Annotated in this window: 15 protein-coding genes; 2 read left to right on the forward strand and 13 right to left on the reverse strand. The window is 39.9% G+C overall.

Going from position 1 to position 16599, the window contains the following annotated elements; all coding sequences use genetic code 11:
• Positions 1–111: 111 nt before the first annotated feature.
• Complete coding sequence (locus tag LPB86_RS19135) at positions 112–690, forward strand: MarC family protein (RefSeq protein WP_230693022.1); 579 nt, start codon at positions 112–114, stop codon at positions 688–690.
• 33 nt (positions 691–723) lie between these two features.
• Here the strand turns inward: LPB86_RS19135 and LPB86_RS19140 are convergent, their stop codons facing one another.
• From LPB86_RS19140 to LPB86_RS19160, 5 genes are all read right to left on the reverse strand, one after another.
• A complete protein-coding gene (locus LPB86_RS19140) occupies positions 724–1893 on the reverse strand; it encodes an RsmB/NOP family class I SAM-dependent RNA methyltransferase (protein WP_230693023.1) in 1170 nt (389 codons plus the stop codon).
• Positions 1890–3116, reverse strand: coding sequence for an ABC transporter substrate-binding protein (locus LPB86_RS19145; RefSeq protein ID WP_230693024.1), 1227 nt, complete (start codon positions 3114–3116; stop codon positions 1890–1892). The genes LPB86_RS19140 and LPB86_RS19145 overlap by 4 nt, the downstream gene beginning before the upstream one ends.
• Positions 3073–4602 (reverse strand): glutamine-hydrolyzing GMP synthase, encoded by a 1530-nt coding sequence (guaA, locus tag LPB86_RS19150; RefSeq protein WP_230693025.1) that lies wholly within the window; start codon positions 4600–4602, stop codon positions 3073–3075. Before guaA ends, LPB86_RS19145 begins: the two co-directional genes overlap by 44 nt.
• Positions 4603–4610: 8 nt before the next feature.
• Positions 4611–5063 (reverse strand): dCMP deaminase family protein, encoded by a 453-nt coding sequence (locus LPB86_RS19155; RefSeq protein WP_230693026.1) that lies wholly within the window; start codon positions 5061–5063, stop codon positions 4611–4613.
• Positions 5064–5124: 61 nt separating this feature from the next.
• A complete protein-coding gene (locus LPB86_RS19160) occupies positions 5125–6558 on the reverse strand; it encodes an MFS transporter (RefSeq protein WP_230693027.1) in 1434 nt (477 codons plus the stop codon).
• Between the two features lie 145 nt (positions 6559–6703).
• Here LPB86_RS19160 and LPB86_RS19165 point away from each other — a divergent pair, with 145 nt between their 5' ends.
• Positions 6704–7330 carry a LysE family translocator gene (locus LPB86_RS19165; protein WP_230693028.1) on the forward strand — a complete coding sequence of 209 codons (627 nt, stop codon included), beginning with the start codon at positions 6704–6706 and terminating at the stop codon, positions 7328–7330.
• Between the two features lie 55 nt (positions 7331–7385).
• On the opposite strand, the gene LPB86_RS19170 is transcribed toward LPB86_RS19165, so the two are convergent.
• The 8 genes from LPB86_RS19170 to LPB86_RS19205 form a co-directional block, all read right to left on the reverse strand.
• On the reverse strand, positions 7386–9287 hold the full coding sequence (locus LPB86_RS19170) for a class II glutamine amidotransferase (protein WP_230693029.1): 1902 nt from the start codon (positions 9285–9287) through the stop codon (positions 7386–7388).
• A gap of 128 nt (positions 9288–9415) precedes the next feature.
• Positions 9416–10249 carry a glutamate racemase gene (gene murI, locus LPB86_RS19175; protein WP_230693030.1) on the reverse strand — a complete coding sequence of 278 codons (834 nt, stop codon included), beginning with the start codon at positions 10247–10249 and terminating at the stop codon, positions 9416–9418.
• A gap of 77 nt (positions 10250–10326) precedes the next feature.
• Positions 10327–10899 (reverse strand): OmpH family outer membrane protein, encoded by a 573-nt coding sequence (locus LPB86_RS19180; RefSeq protein ID WP_230693031.1) that lies wholly within the window; start codon positions 10897–10899, stop codon positions 10327–10329.
• A 44-nt stretch (positions 10900–10943) separates the two neighbouring features.
• Positions 10944–11474, reverse strand: a complete 531-nt coding sequence (locus LPB86_RS19185; protein ID WP_230693032.1) for an OmpH family outer membrane protein — start codon at positions 11472–11474, stop codon at positions 10944–10946.
• A 12-nt stretch (positions 11475–11486) separates the two neighbouring features.
• A complete protein-coding gene (gene bamA / locus LPB86_RS19190) occupies positions 11487–14048 on the reverse strand; it encodes an outer membrane protein assembly factor BamA (protein ID WP_230693033.1) in 2562 nt (853 codons plus the stop codon).
• Positions 14049–14111: 63 nt separating this feature from the next.
• Positions 14112–14852, reverse strand: coding sequence for an isoprenyl transferase (locus LPB86_RS19195; protein WP_230693034.1), 741 nt, complete (start codon positions 14850–14852; stop codon positions 14112–14114).
• Positions 14853–14912: 60 nt separating this feature from the next.
• Positions 14913–15710 (reverse strand): DUF6089 family protein, encoded by a 798-nt coding sequence (locus tag LPB86_RS19200; protein ID WP_230693035.1) that lies wholly within the window; start codon positions 15708–15710, stop codon positions 14913–14915.
• A gap of 1 nt (position 15711) precedes the next feature.
• The gene (locus LPB86_RS19205; RefSeq protein ID WP_230693036.1) at positions 15712–16593 is read right to left on the reverse strand and encodes an NAD kinase; all 882 of its coding nucleotides are present in this window, start codon (positions 16591–16593) and stop codon (positions 15712–15714) included.
• Between the last annotated feature and the right edge of the window lie 6 nt (positions 16594–16599).

Below are 16599 nucleotides of genomic sequence, written 5' to 3' on the forward strand. Positions count from 1 at the left end.
CTTAAATATTTAAACGTCCCGGAATTTTAATTAATCCCGGGACGTTTTGTTTATAAATCATTTAGGCTAATTGCCAAATACTTTTACCTTTGTTTTTAAATCAGCCTGTTTATGGAAGCTTTAAATTTTAATTACCGCCAGATTCTTTCTACTTCCATGGTATTATTTGCCATAATTGACATATTAGGCTCTATACCAGTAGTAATACAACTCCGCAGATCTGCCGGCCATATAGAATCTGAAAAGGCGACCATCGTAGCAACAGTACTGATGATTATCTTTCTTTTTGCAGGAGAAACCCTGTTAAAAGTTATTGGACTGGATGTAGAATCCTTTGCCATCGCTGGCTCCCTGGTCATCTTCTGCATCGCTATGGAAATGGTATTAGGACTTACGATATTTAAAGAAGGCGATGCACCCGAAACAGTATCTATCGTTCCCCTGGCATTTCCACTCATTGCAGGCGCTGGAACAATGACTACCCTCCTGTCGCTCAAAACAGAATATGCCACTCAGAATATCATTGCGGGGATCATGATCAACATGGTCTTTGTTTATATTGTACTAAAAAACACCGATAAGCTAGAGAAGCTACTGGGCAAATCAGGCCTGGGTGTACTGAGAAAAGCTTTTGGTATCATTTTACTGGCTATAGCCATCAAATTGTTCAGAAACAATACAGGTCTCTAAATACATACCAGAGCAAACCGTATTTATCCTACCCTATAGCTTAATCAGCCTTGCAGCAAACATGGTATCTGCCTTGTCCTGATAACCACCAATGATCTCCATCGTTTCCACTTTTAAACCAAGAGATTCAATGTAGCCAACTACCTCTTCATTCTCTTCTTTAAAAACAGAACAGGTAATATAAATCAAGGGCTTTCCTGGTTTCAGGTACTTGATCACGTTAGCGGCTATGCTTTTCTGCAGCTTTGAGAAATACCCAATTTTATGTACTTCAAACTGGCTCAGCATCTCCGGCGTACGGCCCCAGGTACCAGAACCCGAACATGGCGCATCCAGGATAATCCCGTCAAATTCATAGTCGTGAAGGTCCTGCTCGTTGTTCTGCAATAAGTCTAAAGCTTTTTTCTGGTATTTTTTTAGTCCGGCAACCTGAAAGCGTTCATCAAGGTTATGTAAGCTGTTTTCACGTAAATCACTTACCAGCAATTGAACTTTAGGTTCCAGTTGGTGCAAGAGCAATGATTTACCGCCCGATGCAGCACAACAATCCCACCAATAGTCATATGCTTTTGGCTGAAAAAGGGCGCCTGTCTTTTGTGAAGAAAGATCCTGCACCTGGTAATACTTTTGTTCCGGAAGGATCTTTTCCAATTTGGTTCCGTTCGGCAAAGAAAAAGTGGTTGGCCCAAGTTCTTTTGCGTCAACCTGCGCTTCCTGCAGCAGCTCCAACATCTGATGACTATGTTTCTCCGCTACCCGTATAAAAAGATCAGGCTGTGTAAAATAAGAATTTAAAAAAGCTTCAGTTGTTATGCCTTCAGATAGATGGTTTGTAAAAGCGAATACCTCGCTCAATTTAAAATCCGGATATAAATCCTGGATCAACACCAATTTGGCCGCTACCGGAAGGCTAACTTGCTCCAACAGTTCGGGCAAGTATTGCTCTATAACCAAACTCGGACTGGCATTGCATAAAAAATCAGCAATCGCCAATCGCTGTACAGGATCTCTGCGCAACAAATCTGCTAATGACCTGCCTAGCCGAAAAAAACTATAGACATACCTGCTCGCCCAACGTCTGTCGGATGAACCCATTTGTCTATTTTTTTTAAAGTAGGCAACCAGAAATCTGTGTAGGGGCATAGTGCCATCATACTGTGCCAGCAATTGTTCAAAAGCCCTGATCTGATGTTCTACTTTCATAATACCGGAATTAATGCATAATTTCTGTAATTCAGCAATTGCAGACTGGTATTAATGTATCCATTTTTCTCATCAAACACAAAAGAAAATGAATTGTGTAATCCTTTATAGGGAGATTTTGTAAGGTACTTTTGAAAATCAGGACCATACTTGGCCAATTGCCTTGCAAAATAAAAACCTATATCAAAACCTTTAAAAGAATACTCATCTGGCTCAAATTTAAATTGGGCACGATATTTTTTCACAAATGCGATCACAGCAGGACTTTTATAATCCACCCTGTAAGACGAGCTTACAATTGTATTTAAAGCCTGGAGTTTATCTATATTGTAGTTTTGTTTTAGCCAGTTAGGGTGACCAAAAAGATCAGCATTAAAACCCCGCTGTTTCATCTTCACCAATTTATCCAGCGTGGCTGCTACAAAAGACTGATCAGCTGAACTAAGCATCACTACATATTTTTTTCCCTTTTGCAGTTTTGTTTCTAAAGTAAATACAGATGCATATTCTTCAAAAACAAATTTTATCCCCTTACCCTTTTTAAAATAATCGCGTAAAGGACTCCCTAAAACTTCATCATCAGATTTCTTAGGATTAATTAGCACCACGACGGTACCGGCAGGAAGATATTTAGAAGCGATATAATTGCCAATTTTTGCGGCATGCAAATCAACATTATTTACGATAGAAATTAAGTTAGGATTTCCAAACTCTTCGGGCTGACTGGCCGCCAGAGGAGAAACCACATACAAGTTATGCGCTAAGGCATACGTACGCATGTACTTAATTCCATCAGGAAAAACGGGGCCAATCAAAAGGTTACTATGTTTCAGTTTACCACTATTTTGCAAGTCCGCCAGCTGTGTATGGTCATCCTCGGTATCCAATACATTTAGTTTAAAATTAAAGCCCAATGCCGCCGCAGAGTCTATACCAAGCTTTACGCCCTGATAAAAATCTATGGCCATGGAAGCTTTGTCAACTTCCCCCTTACTTGCAGTTTTAAGATGTAGTGTATTCAGCTTAAATGGAACCAGTAAAGAGATTTCTGCTTCCGTAAATTTCTTAACAACCGGAGGCTCCACCTTAGTTGTCTGGGCAGAGGGTTGCTTAACAACGGGTTGTATTTTCGGCGAACATGCCGAAAAACACAACCCGATAAATATTAGAATTAAGAACCTATTCCCACTCAATTGTTGCAGGTGGTTTTGAGCTGATATCATATACAACGCGGTTAATCCCTTTTACTTTATTTATGATTTCGTTCGAAATTTTTGCGAGTACAGGGTAAGGCAGATGACACCAGTCGGCAGTCATTCCATCTACTGATTCTACAGCCCTTAAGCAGATCACGTTTTCGTATGTACGCTCATCACCCATTACCCCAACAGAATGCACCGGAAGGAAAATGGCACCAGCCTGCCACACCTGATCGTATAAACCAGCTTCTTTTAAATTATTGATATATATGGCATCAGCTTCCTGAAGGATATCTACTTTCTCCTGGGTTACATCTCCAAGAATCCTGATGGCTAAACCAGGCCCCGGGAAAGGATGGCGACCAAGGATCACATCTGCGATACCCAGCGTTTTACCTACTCTTCGTACTTCATCTTTAAAAAGTGTGTTTAAAGGCTCAACAACCTTTAATTTCATAAAGTCCGGCAATCCTCCAACGTTATGGTGAGATTTAATGGTAGCGGAAGGGCCTTTTACAGATACAGATTCTATCACATCAGGATAAATGGTACCCTGTGCAAGCCATTTCACATCCTGAACCTCATGTGCGGCATCATCAAAAACTTCAATAAATACCCGGCCTATTGCTTTGCGCTTAAGTTCTGGATCAGTAACACCGGCTAGCTGACTTAAAAAGCGCTCTTTGGCATCAATTCCCGTAATATTTAAGCCCATATGTTTATACTGCTCTAAAACAGCTTCATATTCATCTTTTCTCAGCAAACCATTGTCTACAAAAATGCAGTGCAGGTTTTTGCCAATAGCTTTGTGCAGCAATACTGCTGCAACACTAGAATCTACACCACCAGAAAGACCAAGTACTACTTTATCGTCTCCCAGTTGTTCCTGTAAATTGGCAATGGTAGTCTCTACAAAAAGATCAGCAGTCCAATCCTGCGCACAACCGCAAATGTCTACCAAAAAGTTTTCCAGTAACTGCTTTCCATCCGTACTGTGGGTAACTTCCGGGTGAAACTGGATGGCATACGTAGAGGTACCTTTAACCTGGTAAGCAGCACATTGTACAGTATCGGTACTGGCAATAATTTCAAAGTTATCAGGAATAACCGTGATGGTATCGCCATGAGACATCCATACCTGTGAATCCAGTGCTATTTTACTCAGTAGCTTATTCTCCGTTTGTACATAGTTCAAATTCGCCCTTCCGTATTCACGGATAGTAGAAGCCTGAACTTCCCCGCCCATGTGCTGGGCAATATATTGTGCACCATAACAAACAGCAAGCACAGGGAATTTTTCGTGGTAATTGGAAAGATCAATCTGTGGAGCATCGTCCTGACGTACAGAATAAGGACTACCTGAAAGGATGATACCTTTAACGTCCGGCGTTATTTCAGGAAGGTGATTAAAAGGATGTATTTCGCAATAAACATTCAGCTCGCGTACGCGTCGTGCTATCAATTGTGTGTATTGGGATCCAAAATCGAGAATAATGATTTTTTCTAGCATGGACAAAGTTAATATTTATTCACCTCAACGCCGAATCTTTTTAAGAAATCAACACCTTCATCACTTGGAAGTCCCTTATAAGCAGCATATGAGTCTCTATAGATCACAATTTTGATTCCGGACGACAAGATTAAGCGTGCGCAGGCAATGCAAGGCGATAAGGTAGTATACAAAGTAGCACCTTCAATTCTGGAGCCATTTTTAGTGGCGTACAAAATCGCATTTTCCTCTGCATGCAGGGCAAGAGAACAACTGCCCCTGGAGTCCCTGGTACAGCCTGTATCAGGCCACTCCTCATCACAATTGTGTGTTCCTGCAGGCGGACCATTATATCCAATCGAAATAATGCGGGTATCTTTGGTTAATACGGCCCCAACATGTGCACGCACGCAGTGTGAGCGCGCTGCCAGGTCGGTAGCCAGGTTCATAAAAATGTGGTCGAAGCTTGGTTTTACTGTCATTCGTTTAATAAAAAAGCCACAGAAGTATCCTTCTGTGGCTGCAAAATTACGGTATTATATATTAATGTCCGCCAGCTATCTTGCGGTCAAAACTAATCCCCTGTTTTCTTAAAATACCGCTTACCTTCCAGGCATAGAATGCCAGGTAAGCAAAACACAGTACACCAACAATGTAACTATATTGAATACCTGTGTATTCAGAAACATAGCCCTGAAGCCAGCTGATGATACCTCCACCCATGATCATCATGATTAAAAAGCTACTGCCCTGACTTGTGTTTTTACCCAAACCGCTTACGGCTAAAGTAAAGATACACGGCCATAAAGTACTGCAAAACAAGCCTACACTGGTAATTGCATAAACACTCACCATACCGTGCGTAAACATTCCAATAACCAGTGCGGTAATGCCTACAAAAGAAAAGATCAGTAACATCCTTGCGGGATTACCTTTACTGGCCGTATCAGCAATAATCAATACCAGAATAATTAAGGCATAAATATAAAACGGAGCCAAATCATGATCAGCAATCGCATTCGCACCCAAAAATATCCCAAACGCCAGGTATGGCGCAACCCACCTCAGTATTTTTTGAAGACTAACTTTGTCTGTGAAAGCTTCTACAGCTCCTGTCCAACGACCAATCATCATACTCGCCCAATACAAAGAGATATATGGTGCAATGTCTTTAATGGCAAACCCGAGGTTTTTCTCCATGTAAGCAGGTAAATTACTGGCTGTAGAAACCTCTACCCCTACATAAACAAAAATTGCAATCATCCCCATTACCAATTGAGGATACCTTAACGCGGATCCTTTCAGTGAGGCGTCTTCGGTAACAGCTTCAACCAAAGTAGGTCTGTCTGGAAGTGAAGATAGTTTCAAAAATATGGCAACCAGAATAAAGGCAGCACCCAATATTAAATACGGAATTTTAACACTTTCTATACTGATGTCGCTGGTTGCATTGGCATTTGTACCAAAAATAGCCACGTTTACAATCAGCGGACCAATTGTAGTACCAAAGTTATTGATCCCTCCTGCCATTGTTAACCGTTGAGAACCTGTTTTAATAGGCCCTAACGCAATAGCTAATGGATTGGCAACGGTTTGTTGCAAAGAGAATCCCAAAGCAACAATGAACAACCCCGATAACATTAAAGGAAAGGAACCTAAATTTGCTGCAGGATAGAACAATAACGTACCAACGGCAGAAATCACCAAACCTAAAGCCAAACCGTTCTTATATCCAATTTTATTTACCAAATCCTGCTTCATAACTACAGAAACACCATTATAAATTAATGCACCTACAGTATAAGCAATGTAAAAGGCAAGAGATACCCACTGACTTTGACTTTGAGATAAATTGAATGCCTGCTTAAATACAGGAATCAATACATCGTTACTTGCAGCCACAAAGCCCCAAAAAAAGAATACGGTAACTAAGGGTATAAATTGTGCCCACTTAGTTTGTGATTGTTCTGAACTCATTGGTTATATATAGTTTCGTTAAGTTGGCTAAACTAATAAAAAATTCATCAGTTTGTACAATAATAAAAAAGGTAGTATTAAGGTATAAAATCGCATATTAGCAGATTATTATACGTTAATACATAAATCAGAATAAAAGGATTAGATGTTTGAAGCAGTATTATTAGGGGTAGGTGCAGGGATAATCTCTTCGTTCTTAACGGGTCCCGTATTTTTCTCGATGATTAAGACAAGTATTGAAAAGGGATTCAAAGCCGGATTTTCTTTAGCACTGGGTGTCATCATCAGCGATGTAATTTTAATAGCTATCGTGCTTTTCGGTAGCGAACTTTTTACCTATCAGGCCAGTTTCGACAAATATATTGGCGTAATAGGCGGGCTATTTCTACTTGCTGTAGGAATTTACTATCTTTTTGCAGCCGTAGAAGTCAAATTTGATACCCAGACCCTAAAAAAGGTAAGTAAAAGGGGCTATCTCCTCAAAGGATTTCTGATGTGTATTCTTACACCTTCTACATTGATGTTTTGGGTAATTGTAAGTAGTATCATTTCAGTAAAGTTAAACAACAAGCTCGATGAAAAACTCTTTTGCTTTTTCATTGCCATGTCTACACAACTCAGCATAGACGGACTAAAAAGCTATTACGCTAGTAAGCTGCGCCATAAAATCAAAGAAGACAAAGTTAAAAAGCTGAACAAAATCGCCGGCGTAATCATCATCTTCTTTGCATTCTGGATGATCATCAAAACATATCTGAAGTTTTATGCATAAAAAAAGTGATGGAATTAATTCCACCACTTATAACTTTAAACCTAAAACTTACAATCTAATAAGCTCTTTGGTTGTTTCCTTCTTTCCAGTTTACAAAAGCCTTGTTTACCACTTTGTTTCCACCTGGAGTTGGATAATTACCAGAAAAATACCAGTCACCAGTATGGTTAGGACAAGCTACGTGTAAATTATCAAGTGTTTGATAAATCACTTCAACCTCTGCCGTAATATTTGTGGGCGTAATAATTTTTGTAATCTGAGCAGAGATCTCTTCCTGGGTAAATGGTCTGTAAATGTCCTTTACATGGTTTACAATCTCTTCTTTAGGCAACAATAAAGAAGCCTTACATTTTTCATAAACTTCCTCAATGATATGTTCCAGTCCTCTGGCTTTCAATAATTGTATGGCGGCCTCAAATGCAACAAATTGTCCCATTTTAGACATGTCTATCCCATAACAATCAGGATAACGGATCTGTGGCGCAGAAGAAACAATCACAATCTTCTTAGGATGCAGCCTGTCAATGATCTTGATGATACTTTGTTTTAAGGTCGTCCCCCTCACAATAGAGTCGTCCACAGCTACCAGCGTATCTGTATGATTTTTAATCACACCATAAGTAGTGTCATAAACATGGGCTACCATATCCTGGCGGTCAGCATCCTGAGTAATAAAAGTCCTCAGTTTAACATCTTTAATCGCCAGCTTCTCAACCCTTGGGTTCATAGACAGCAATTCATCCAGTTCCTCATCGCTTAACTGATCCTTGCGGTTAATGAGGGCTTCTTTCTGAACATTCCTGATGTAACTGTGCAAACCTTCCACCATACCGTAAAAAGAAACTTCCGCGGTATTCGGAATAAATGAAAATACAGTGTTTTTCAAATCAGCACCGGTAGATTTCAGGATCTGGTCACAAAGCAATGCACCCAGGTGTTTTCTTTCTCTATAAATTTCGGCATCACTGCCTCTCGAAAAATAAATGCGCTCAAAAGAACAAGCTCTTTTTTCCTCAGGTTCCCTGAAAACTTCCTGACTTACTGTCCCATCTTTTTTAACAATCAATGCATGTCCCGGTTCAATCTCTTTAACATTTTTAAAAGGGATATTAAAGGCAGTTTGAATAGCCGGACGTTCAGAAGCGGCAACAACGATCTCATCATCGGCATAGTAAAAAGCCGGACGGATACCTGAGGGATCACGGAGTACAAATGCATCTCCATTTCCAACAATACCAGAGATGGCATAACCGCCGTCCCAGTTTTTAGCAGAACGTTTTAATATTTTAGCGATGTCCAGATTGTCAGAAATCTTATGGGTAATTTCCACATTGTCCAATCCTTCCTTCTTATATTCATCAAATAATTTTTGATTTTCATCGTCCAGAAAATGTCCGATTTTTTCCAATACCGTTACAGTGTCAGCCTGTTCCTTAGGATGCTGTCCTAACTCGTACAATTGCTCCAGTAACTCATCCACATTGGTCATGTTGAAGTTTCCGGCAATCACCAAATTCCGGGTCATCCAGTTGTTCTGACGTAAAAAGGGATGGCAGTTCTCAATACTGTTCTGTCCATGCGTACCATAACGCAGGTGACCTAATAATACCTCACCGATAAAGCTTACGTTAGCTTTTAACCATTCGGCATCCAGCATCAGTTCAGGTGTTTCATTCTGGATGTCTACAAATTTGTTTTGTACATATCCAAAGATGTCTGCAACCGCATTTTGCGCCATTGAACGGTAACGGCTAATGTAGCGGTGCCCTGGTTTTACGTCAAGTTTAATGGTGGCAATACCAGCACCATCCTGACCGCGGTTGTGCTGTTTTTCCATTAACAAATACAGTTTATTTAAACCGTAAAGTGCTGTTCCATATTTTTCCTGGTAAAAAGAGAGCGGTTTCAAAAGTCGGATAAAGGCTATTCCGCATTCGTGTTTTATCGAGTCACTCATGTACTTGTGTGGTTTGAGCGGCAAATTTACCGTTAATAACAATCAGAACCTAAAAAGAAATGCTTTCTTTCAATTTCCTGACTTAGCAGTAACATGTCTTTACAGACCTTAAACCAGTCCTTTAAGAATCAGCTTTTTAAAGGCACATGTACCGCGTTCACCTCATGCTCCGAAAACAAACTTGCATTGGTATTAAATTTCTCCCTGTCTCCAGATGTATAAAATTTACATTCCCCTTCCTTTCCTAATTTGCTTTCAATTTCAGGGTGACGGTCCAGGTAATCTACCAGGCTATCTGCCACGATATCTCCCTGCGCTAATAACGTGATATTTTCAGAAAGGTAATTTTTGAGTTTAGGAATGAGTAACGGATAATGCGTACAGGCCAGTAAAATACAATCAATATCTGTGGCCTTCGCCATCAATTCATCCAGGTATTCTGTTATAAAATAATCCATCCCCGGACTGTTATGCTCGTTGTTTTCAATCAGCGGTACCCACATCGGACAACTTTGCTGCACAACCTTTAAATCAGGAAAAAAGTGCCCGATTTCAATGGAATAAGAATTAGAATTAACCGTACCACGCGTACCTAATACGCCAACAGTGTTACTTTTTGTAAAACCACCAATAACCTCAGCCGTAGGCCTGATTACCCCCAGTACTCTCCGATCCGGATACTTCAGCGGCAAAATCTTTTGCTGTATGGTTCTCAGCGCTTTGGCTGAAGCAGTATTGCAGGCCAGGATCACCAATGGACAACCCTGTGCAAATAACCATTCCACACATTCCAGGGTATACTGATAAACCGTTTCAAAGGAATGATCACCATAGGGCGCCCTGGCATTGTCACCAAAGTAAATGTAATTGTATTGAGGAAGCTTGGCCGCTATAGATTTAAATACAGTTAATCCCCCGTAGCCAGAATCAAAAATACCAATTGACTGTTTTACTGTTTCCATGTTTTTAAATTGACCTTCCATAAAAAAGCGGAACTGAGTACCTAAACTCAGTTCCGCTAATTTAAAAATTAAAGTTCTTATTTTTTAGGTGCAGGAGCAGCAGTAGCTGAAATCCCTAACTTAGTTTTAACTGCAGCGGTAATGTTATCACCACCATCAGAGAACAACAGGTTATTAGCACCTTGTTGTGCAGCAATATCAAAAACATAAGCCAGACCTTTTTCTTTAGCTACAGCTTTTACTGCATTTTCAAATTTCTGGTTGATTGGCAAAAACAACTCACTTTGTTTAGTAGCCAATTCTTGTTGTGCTTTTGTACGTGCATCAGTAATGCGTTTTTCAAGGTCCTGCAATTCTGCACCAGCAGCTTGCAATTCTTTACCTACAACTTCTTTATTGGCTTCGCTCAAAGTTTTTTCTTTAGCTTGTGCAGCAGCCAATTTTGTTTGGTATTCTTTGATCATTGCATCAACATCACCTTGTCTTTGTTTTCCCAAAGTTTCTAAAGTAGTTTGTGCAGTTTTAGCCTCAGACATTACAGCAAAAATTTCCTCTGAATTTAAATGCGCAATTTTTTGCTGTGCATTCGCCACATTAGCAGAAAACATTAAACCGGCCGCAACAAAGAATACGTTAACTAACTTTCTCATTTCTATCTTTTTTAATAATTGTTTCAAAATTTATATATGTGTGTTTATTTTACGGTTGTCCCTGGTTTGTAGCCCAATTTGATAATGATGTCATTACTAAGATCATAGCTGCTGCTCGCATAAATCATCATGGTTGCTTCGCTGCTTTTATCAAATACGAAGTCAATATACTTACTTTTTGCAAAATCAGCAATAGCTTTCGCTACTTTATCCTGAATAGGCTTTAACAATTTTACGCGGGATTGAAAAAGATCGCCATCCGGACCAAATTTCAAACGCTGAAATTCTTTCGCTTGTTTCTCTTTTTCTATAATATCATTTTCCCGGCGCTTACGCATATCGGCGGTCAGCAATACCTGGTCGGCCTGGTAGGCCTTATACAATTTATCGATCTCGCCGAAGTTTTGATCTACCTGCTGCTGCCATTGTTGAGAAAGCACATCCATTTGAGTAATCGAAGATTTATACTCAGGCATATGGTTTAAGATATATTCAGTATCCACATAGGCAAACTTTTGGGCAAAAGCCCCCACACCTGTGAACAGTAAAAAACCAATCAATATGTATTTCTTCATTTTATTAAATTTTTAAAGTCCGCCCAACTGCTGCGCGATACTAAATGTAAAACTTTGCTTTCCTCCATCGGTAACGCCCGGAATGGTATCAAATGCATGTCCGTAATCAATTCCCAATAAACCAAATATCGGTAAAAATATCTTAGCACCAACACCTGCAGACCTTCTTACGTTAAAAGGATTGAAATCTCCAAACTTGTTCCAGGTATTACCACCCTCCGCAAAAGCCACTAAAAATGCGGTTGCCTGCTGACTTGCGATTACCGGGTACCGAAGCTCCATAATGTATTTGCTATAAATCGGACTACCAGAGTTTTGTGCAATAGTTGGATCAGAACCAAAAGGAATAACTGCATTATTTGCATAGCCACGCATTTTAATGATCTCAGATCCTTGTAAAAAGTCAAAACCTTGCATACCGTCACCACCCAATTTGAAACGCTCAAATGCAGACTCACCAACTGCTTTGTTATAAGTACCCAAGAAACCGAATTGTGCCTGTGCCATAACTACCAATTTACCTGCTACCCTTTGGAACCATTGTGAATCAAACTTCCATTTATGGTATTCAGTAAATCTATAACGCTCTTTATCGGATGCTGTTGCGTAGTTCACTTTATTTAATAACGAATAAGGTGGAGTAGCCTGTATGGTAAATTTAAAGTACGAACCACCTGTAGGGAAAATAGGAGAATCTCTTGAATCCCTGCTCAACTCCTGCGTTAAGTTAAAGTTGTATGAAGTTCCTGTACTAAATAAAAATCCAGGGTAGTTTTTCAAGATATACTGCTGTATGTTGATCGCATGGGTAAGCTGGAAGTAGTTATCCGGGAAATTCAATCTGCGTCCCAAACTTACAGTTATACCGTTTAAACGGATTTTTGAAAATTGTGAACTGTTTTCATCAATACTATAGATACCACCTGCATTGTTTGTCTGCAGGGAAGTAAAAGCACTGATTCCAAAACTTACCGGTTTCTTTCCACCTAACCATGGCTCGGAGAAAGAGAAACTGTAACTCTGGTATTGTCTTCCGTTGGTTTGTCCACGTAAGCTTAATTTCTGTCCGTCTCCTTTTGGCAAAGGTTTATAGGCTTTTAAATTGAACAGATTTCTTAACGAGAAGTTGTTAAAAGTTAAACCCAGTGTTCCGATGATCCTTCCGCCACCAAAACCACCCGAAAGTTCAATCTGGTCTGAAGGCTTTTCTTCAACTGCGTATTCAATATCTACCGTACCATCAGCCGGATTTGGTTTAGGTGTAGGCACTGTTTTAGATTCATCAAAGTTACCCAACTGTCCAATTTCCCTTACTGTACGTACCAAAAGCTCCTTAGAAAATTTATCTCCTGGCTTGGTCCTCACATCACGCAAAACCACATGGTCATTGGTAATGGTATTTCCAGTTACTGTAATCCTGTTGTTGGTATACTGAGGTCCTTCATAAATGCGCATTTCCAAATCAACTGTATCTCCGTGAATTTTAGTCTGCACCGGGTCTACGTTAAAAGTCAAATATCCATCGTTCAGGTATACACTGGAAACGTCATCACTATTACCCGTACCTCTTAATTTTTTCTCTAATTTTTCCTCACTAAATACCTCACCTTTTTCAATACCTAAAACACGTTCCAGGTATTCTGTGGTATATTTTGCATTACCCGCCCATTTAATATCACCAAAGTAATATTTAGGCCCTTCAAACAAATCGATTTTAATCCCAACTGCCTTGTCGCTGTATTGGTAAACAGTATCCTTAATAATCGTAGCATCACGGTAACCCTTTTCCTGCATTTTAGCAATCAGCGTGGTTTTATCTTCCTCATACTTTGTACGGTTAAATTTTCCCGAACCAAAAACTTTATAGAAAGCCTGTTGTTTAGTTTTCTTGAGGAACTTACGCAGTTTCGAAGATTTAAATTCCTTATTACCAGTAAACTTAATCTCATGAACTTTAACCTTCCGGCCTTTGTCAATCATCACCTGCAAAACCACAGAATTTTCCTGGTTAGGATCAGGCTTGCTATCATAAGTAACTTTGGTGAAGAAATACCCCTTCTCAGAAAGGAACTTTGTTACTACGCTAGTAGTAGTATTGTACAAGTTCTCGTTCACAATCGTTTTTCCGGCCCTGGCGTTTAATTTTTCCAGGATGTCTGTCTTTTGGGATTTGCTTACACCAATCAGTTCAAAAGAGCTTAAACGCGGACGTTCTACTACTTCTATTTCAAAATATACCGTATCAAGGTCAATTTTTGTAATGTCAAGTTTAACATCATCAAATAGACCTTGCGACCATAAGTTTTTAATGGCATTTCCAGTTGCTTCACCAGGAAGTGTAATGGTTTCTCCCTTAATCAATTTAGACAGGGTAATAATCACTTCCTTATCTAAAAATTTAGCCCCGGTTAAGGTAGTTCCACCTATAATGTACTCTCTTGGATTGAAATAATCTAAATCTGTACCACTCACTTTTAAAGTAGGCGTTGCTGGATTGGATTGAGGACGTGTGATCTGTGCCATTGCAGGTAACCCAAACAACAACAATAAAATAAGTTGGTATATTCTTTTCATTTACAATCTAAAAATCGATGCTAAGTTAATTTAAACACATGTTAAAAAGTGTTAAACTTAAAATTAGTTAAGTTGCTCGCTGGTTTTACCAAAGCGTCTTTCACGTTTTTGGAAGTCAACAATTGCCTCAAAAAGGTCTTCCCTTCTAAAGTCCGGCCACAGGGTATCCGTAAAATACAATTCCGTATAGGCCATCTGCCACAACAGGAAATTGCTGATCCGGTGTTCACCGCTTGTTCTGATCACCAGTTCAGGATCAGGGATATTTACAGTAGTCAGCTGTGCCTCAAAATTCTTTTCATTAATATCCTCAATAGCGATTTTTTGCTCTGCTACCTGACGGGCAAGTTTCTTTGCCGCTTCCACCAGCTCCCATTTAGCGCTGTAACTCAAAGCGAGTGTTAAGGTGCAACGGGTATTTCCGGAAGTTTTTTCCATTGCACTAGCCAAATCGTCAATACACTTTTGTGGTAAAGACGCGATATCCCCTATCGCATTCAGCTTGATGTTATTTTTATTCAGTGTATCTGTTTCCTGATTAATGGTTGAAATAAAAAGCTCCATTAGTGCATTAACCTCCTCGACAGGCCTGTTCCAGTTTTCTGTAGAAAAAGTGTACATGGTTAAATATTTAACCCCAATTTCCACACAACCTTCTACCACATCCTTTACAGACAAAACCCCGCTTTCATGGCCAAAATGCCTGAATTTGCCTTGGTTTTGCGCCCACCTCCCGTTACCATCCATGATGATTGCGATATGTTCCGGCAAACGTGCAAGATCAATTTGTTCTTTAAATCCCATTTATATTTTTTCCGCGTAAGGCCACAAAGGTATAGCTTATGAAAATAGTATCCAAATGTGCTAAAAAGTATAACACTTTGAGCTGATAAAGGTATAAGAGATCCCTATCCCAACAAACATATATGTATCGCGTTTTCTAAAATCTCCGCGCTGCGTACCAGGCGTACCAATTTTATTTAGAGACCTGTCTGCCAAACTCATACGTGTAGCCGTATTCGCATCTTCGGCACCCCAGGCAGTTGCAGCCGGATACCGGCCACTTACATCATCCAGATAATCTGTATAAGCTGTGCGGTAACCGATTTGAGAAAACAAACCCCAATTGTCTTTTAAACGCATCTTAATACCAGCACCATAGGGAACTGTTAGCGCATAGCTTTGATAATTGGTTTTTTGCCCTTCTGTTCTGTAAAAGGAAAGTTTGTACTCCTTGTTTTGAAGTATTGTTTTCGGCGTAAAAATTACGCCGCCAATCCCTGCAAAGATGTAGGGTGTAAAACGCCTGGTGCCACCACCCGCGAAATATTCCAGAAAGTTAAAGTCGGCCTGCAGACTTACCTCGTGCATTGGTGTATAAAAGCTCAGGTTTCTGTTTTTAAACTGCTCATTGGTGGAATTGGCGTCACTTGCACTGATCCGTCCATAGTTGTAATGTAAACCAAGGCTCCAATAAGGATCAAGATTGGCCTTAACGTATGCTCCCGCACTAATTCCACTTAATTTGACCGGATTTACAGGATTTAAGTCTCCAATATAAGCAGCACCGCCTCCAACAATCCCAACCTCCATAACCTGCGCAGAAAGCCCAAGTCCGGATAATAGCAACACTAAAAGATAAAGCGGTTTTTTACAATCCATTTTAATAATTCCGGGTATCAATTCCCCAAAGCAATTTATTTCTTAACGTAGTCAAGTAACTTTCATTATTGAGCCGGATCAGGTTCACATAAAAATTAGCTTTATTGAGCGTAATTTTCACAGAGCGATCTACTGTTTCCGTTCTGGAATCACAGCTCACTAAAAACTTGGCACTGCGGGCCTCTATTTCAAAAGTTAAACTTACATCATCAGGAACAACTACGGGTCTCACATTTAGGTTATGAGGCGCTATAGGGGTAATCACAAAATTCTGTGAACTGGGGAAGATAATCGGTCCGCCGCAACTCAATGAATAAGCGGTAGAACCAGTTGGCGTTGCAATAATCAGTCCGTCTGCCCAATAAGAATTGATAAAATCACCGTTCATATAAGCATGAATAATCATCATTGCTGTATTGTCCCTGCGGTGAACGGTAATGTCGTTTAGAGCGAAATTTTCCTCACCAAATAAATTGTGCTTAGATTCAAGGCTCAATAAACTCCTTTTGTCCAGGGTATATTCCTTTTGCAAAAGTGCTTCAAATGCACTGCTGATGTCATCCTTGTTGATACTGGCCAAAAAGCCCAATCTGCCGAAATTGATTCCAATAATGGGAATACCGGAGTCACGCACCAGGGCCAGAGTATCCAGCAAGGTACCATCACCACCCAAACTGATCAATACGTCAGCATGGCCTATTAACTCAGCACAATTGTTAAAAATCGATACGTTTTGGGTTAGTTTTACTTTATCTTTTATAAACTGGTGGTAATTCCCATATACCAGTGCTTCAATATCGTAGCGTTCAAGCGCGTCAAAAACCTCCTGCACATAAGGCAAAACACTATTATTAAATTCTCTGCCGTAAATTGCAAACTTCATGTAAAA

This window comes from Pedobacter sp. MC2016-14 (assembly GCF_020991475.1).
Taxonomy (GTDB): domain Bacteria; phylum Bacteroidota; class Bacteroidia; order Sphingobacteriales; family Sphingobacteriaceae; genus Pedobacter.

Bases quoted from the DNA above. Each gene is read 5' to 3' on its own strand.
- LPB86_RS19135 (WP_230693022.1), top strand. From the start codon at position 112: ATGGAAGCTTTAAATTTTAATTACCGCCAGATTCTTTCTACTTCCATG.
- LPB86_RS19140 (WP_230693023.1), bottom strand. From the start codon at position 1,893: ATGAAAGTAGAACATCAGATCAGGGCTTTTGAACAATTGCTGGCACAG.
- LPB86_RS19145 (WP_230693024.1), bottom strand. From the start codon at position 3,116: ATGATATCAGCTCAAAACCACCTGCAACAATTGAGTGGGAATAGGTTC.
- guaA (WP_230693025.1), bottom strand. From the start codon at position 4,602: ATGCTAGAAAAAATCATTATTCTCGATTTTGGATCCCAATACACACAA.
- LPB86_RS19155 (WP_230693026.1), bottom strand. From the start codon at position 5,063: ATGACAGTAAAACCAAGCTTCGACCACATTTTTATGAACCTGGCTACC.
- LPB86_RS19160 (WP_230693027.1), bottom strand. From the start codon at position 6,558: ATGAGTTCAGAACAATCACAAACTAAGTGGGCACAATTTATACCCTTA.
- LPB86_RS19165 (WP_230693028.1), top strand. From the start codon at position 6,704: ATGTTTGAAGCAGTATTATTAGGGGTAGGTGCAGGGATAATCTCTTCG.
- LPB86_RS19170 (WP_230693029.1), bottom strand. From the start codon at position 9,287: ATGAGTGACTCGATAAAACACGAATGCGGAATAGCCTTTATCCGACTT.
- murI (WP_230693030.1), bottom strand. From the start codon at position 10,249: ATGGAAACAGTAAAACAGTCAATTGGTATTTTTGATTCTGGCTACGGG.
- LPB86_RS19180 (WP_230693031.1), bottom strand. From the start codon at position 10,899: ATGAGAAAGTTAGTTAACGTATTCTTTGTTGCGGCCGGTTTAATGTTT.
- LPB86_RS19185 (WP_230693032.1), bottom strand. From the start codon at position 11,474: ATGAAGAAATACATATTGATTGGTTTTTTACTGTTCACAGGTGTGGGG.
- bamA (WP_230693033.1), bottom strand. From the start codon at position 14,048: ATGAAAAGAATATACCAACTTATTTTATTGTTGTTGTTTGGGTTACCT.
- LPB86_RS19195 (WP_230693034.1), bottom strand. From the start codon at position 14,852: ATGGGATTTAAAGAACAAATTGATCTTGCACGTTTGCCGGAACATATC.
- LPB86_RS19200 (WP_230693035.1), bottom strand. From the start codon at position 15,710: ATGGATTGTAAAAAACCGCTTTATCTTTTAGTGTTGCTATTATCCGGA.
- LPB86_RS19205 (WP_230693036.1), bottom strand. From the start codon at position 16,593: ATGAAGTTTGCAATTTACGGCAGAGAATTTAATAATAGTGTTTTGCCT.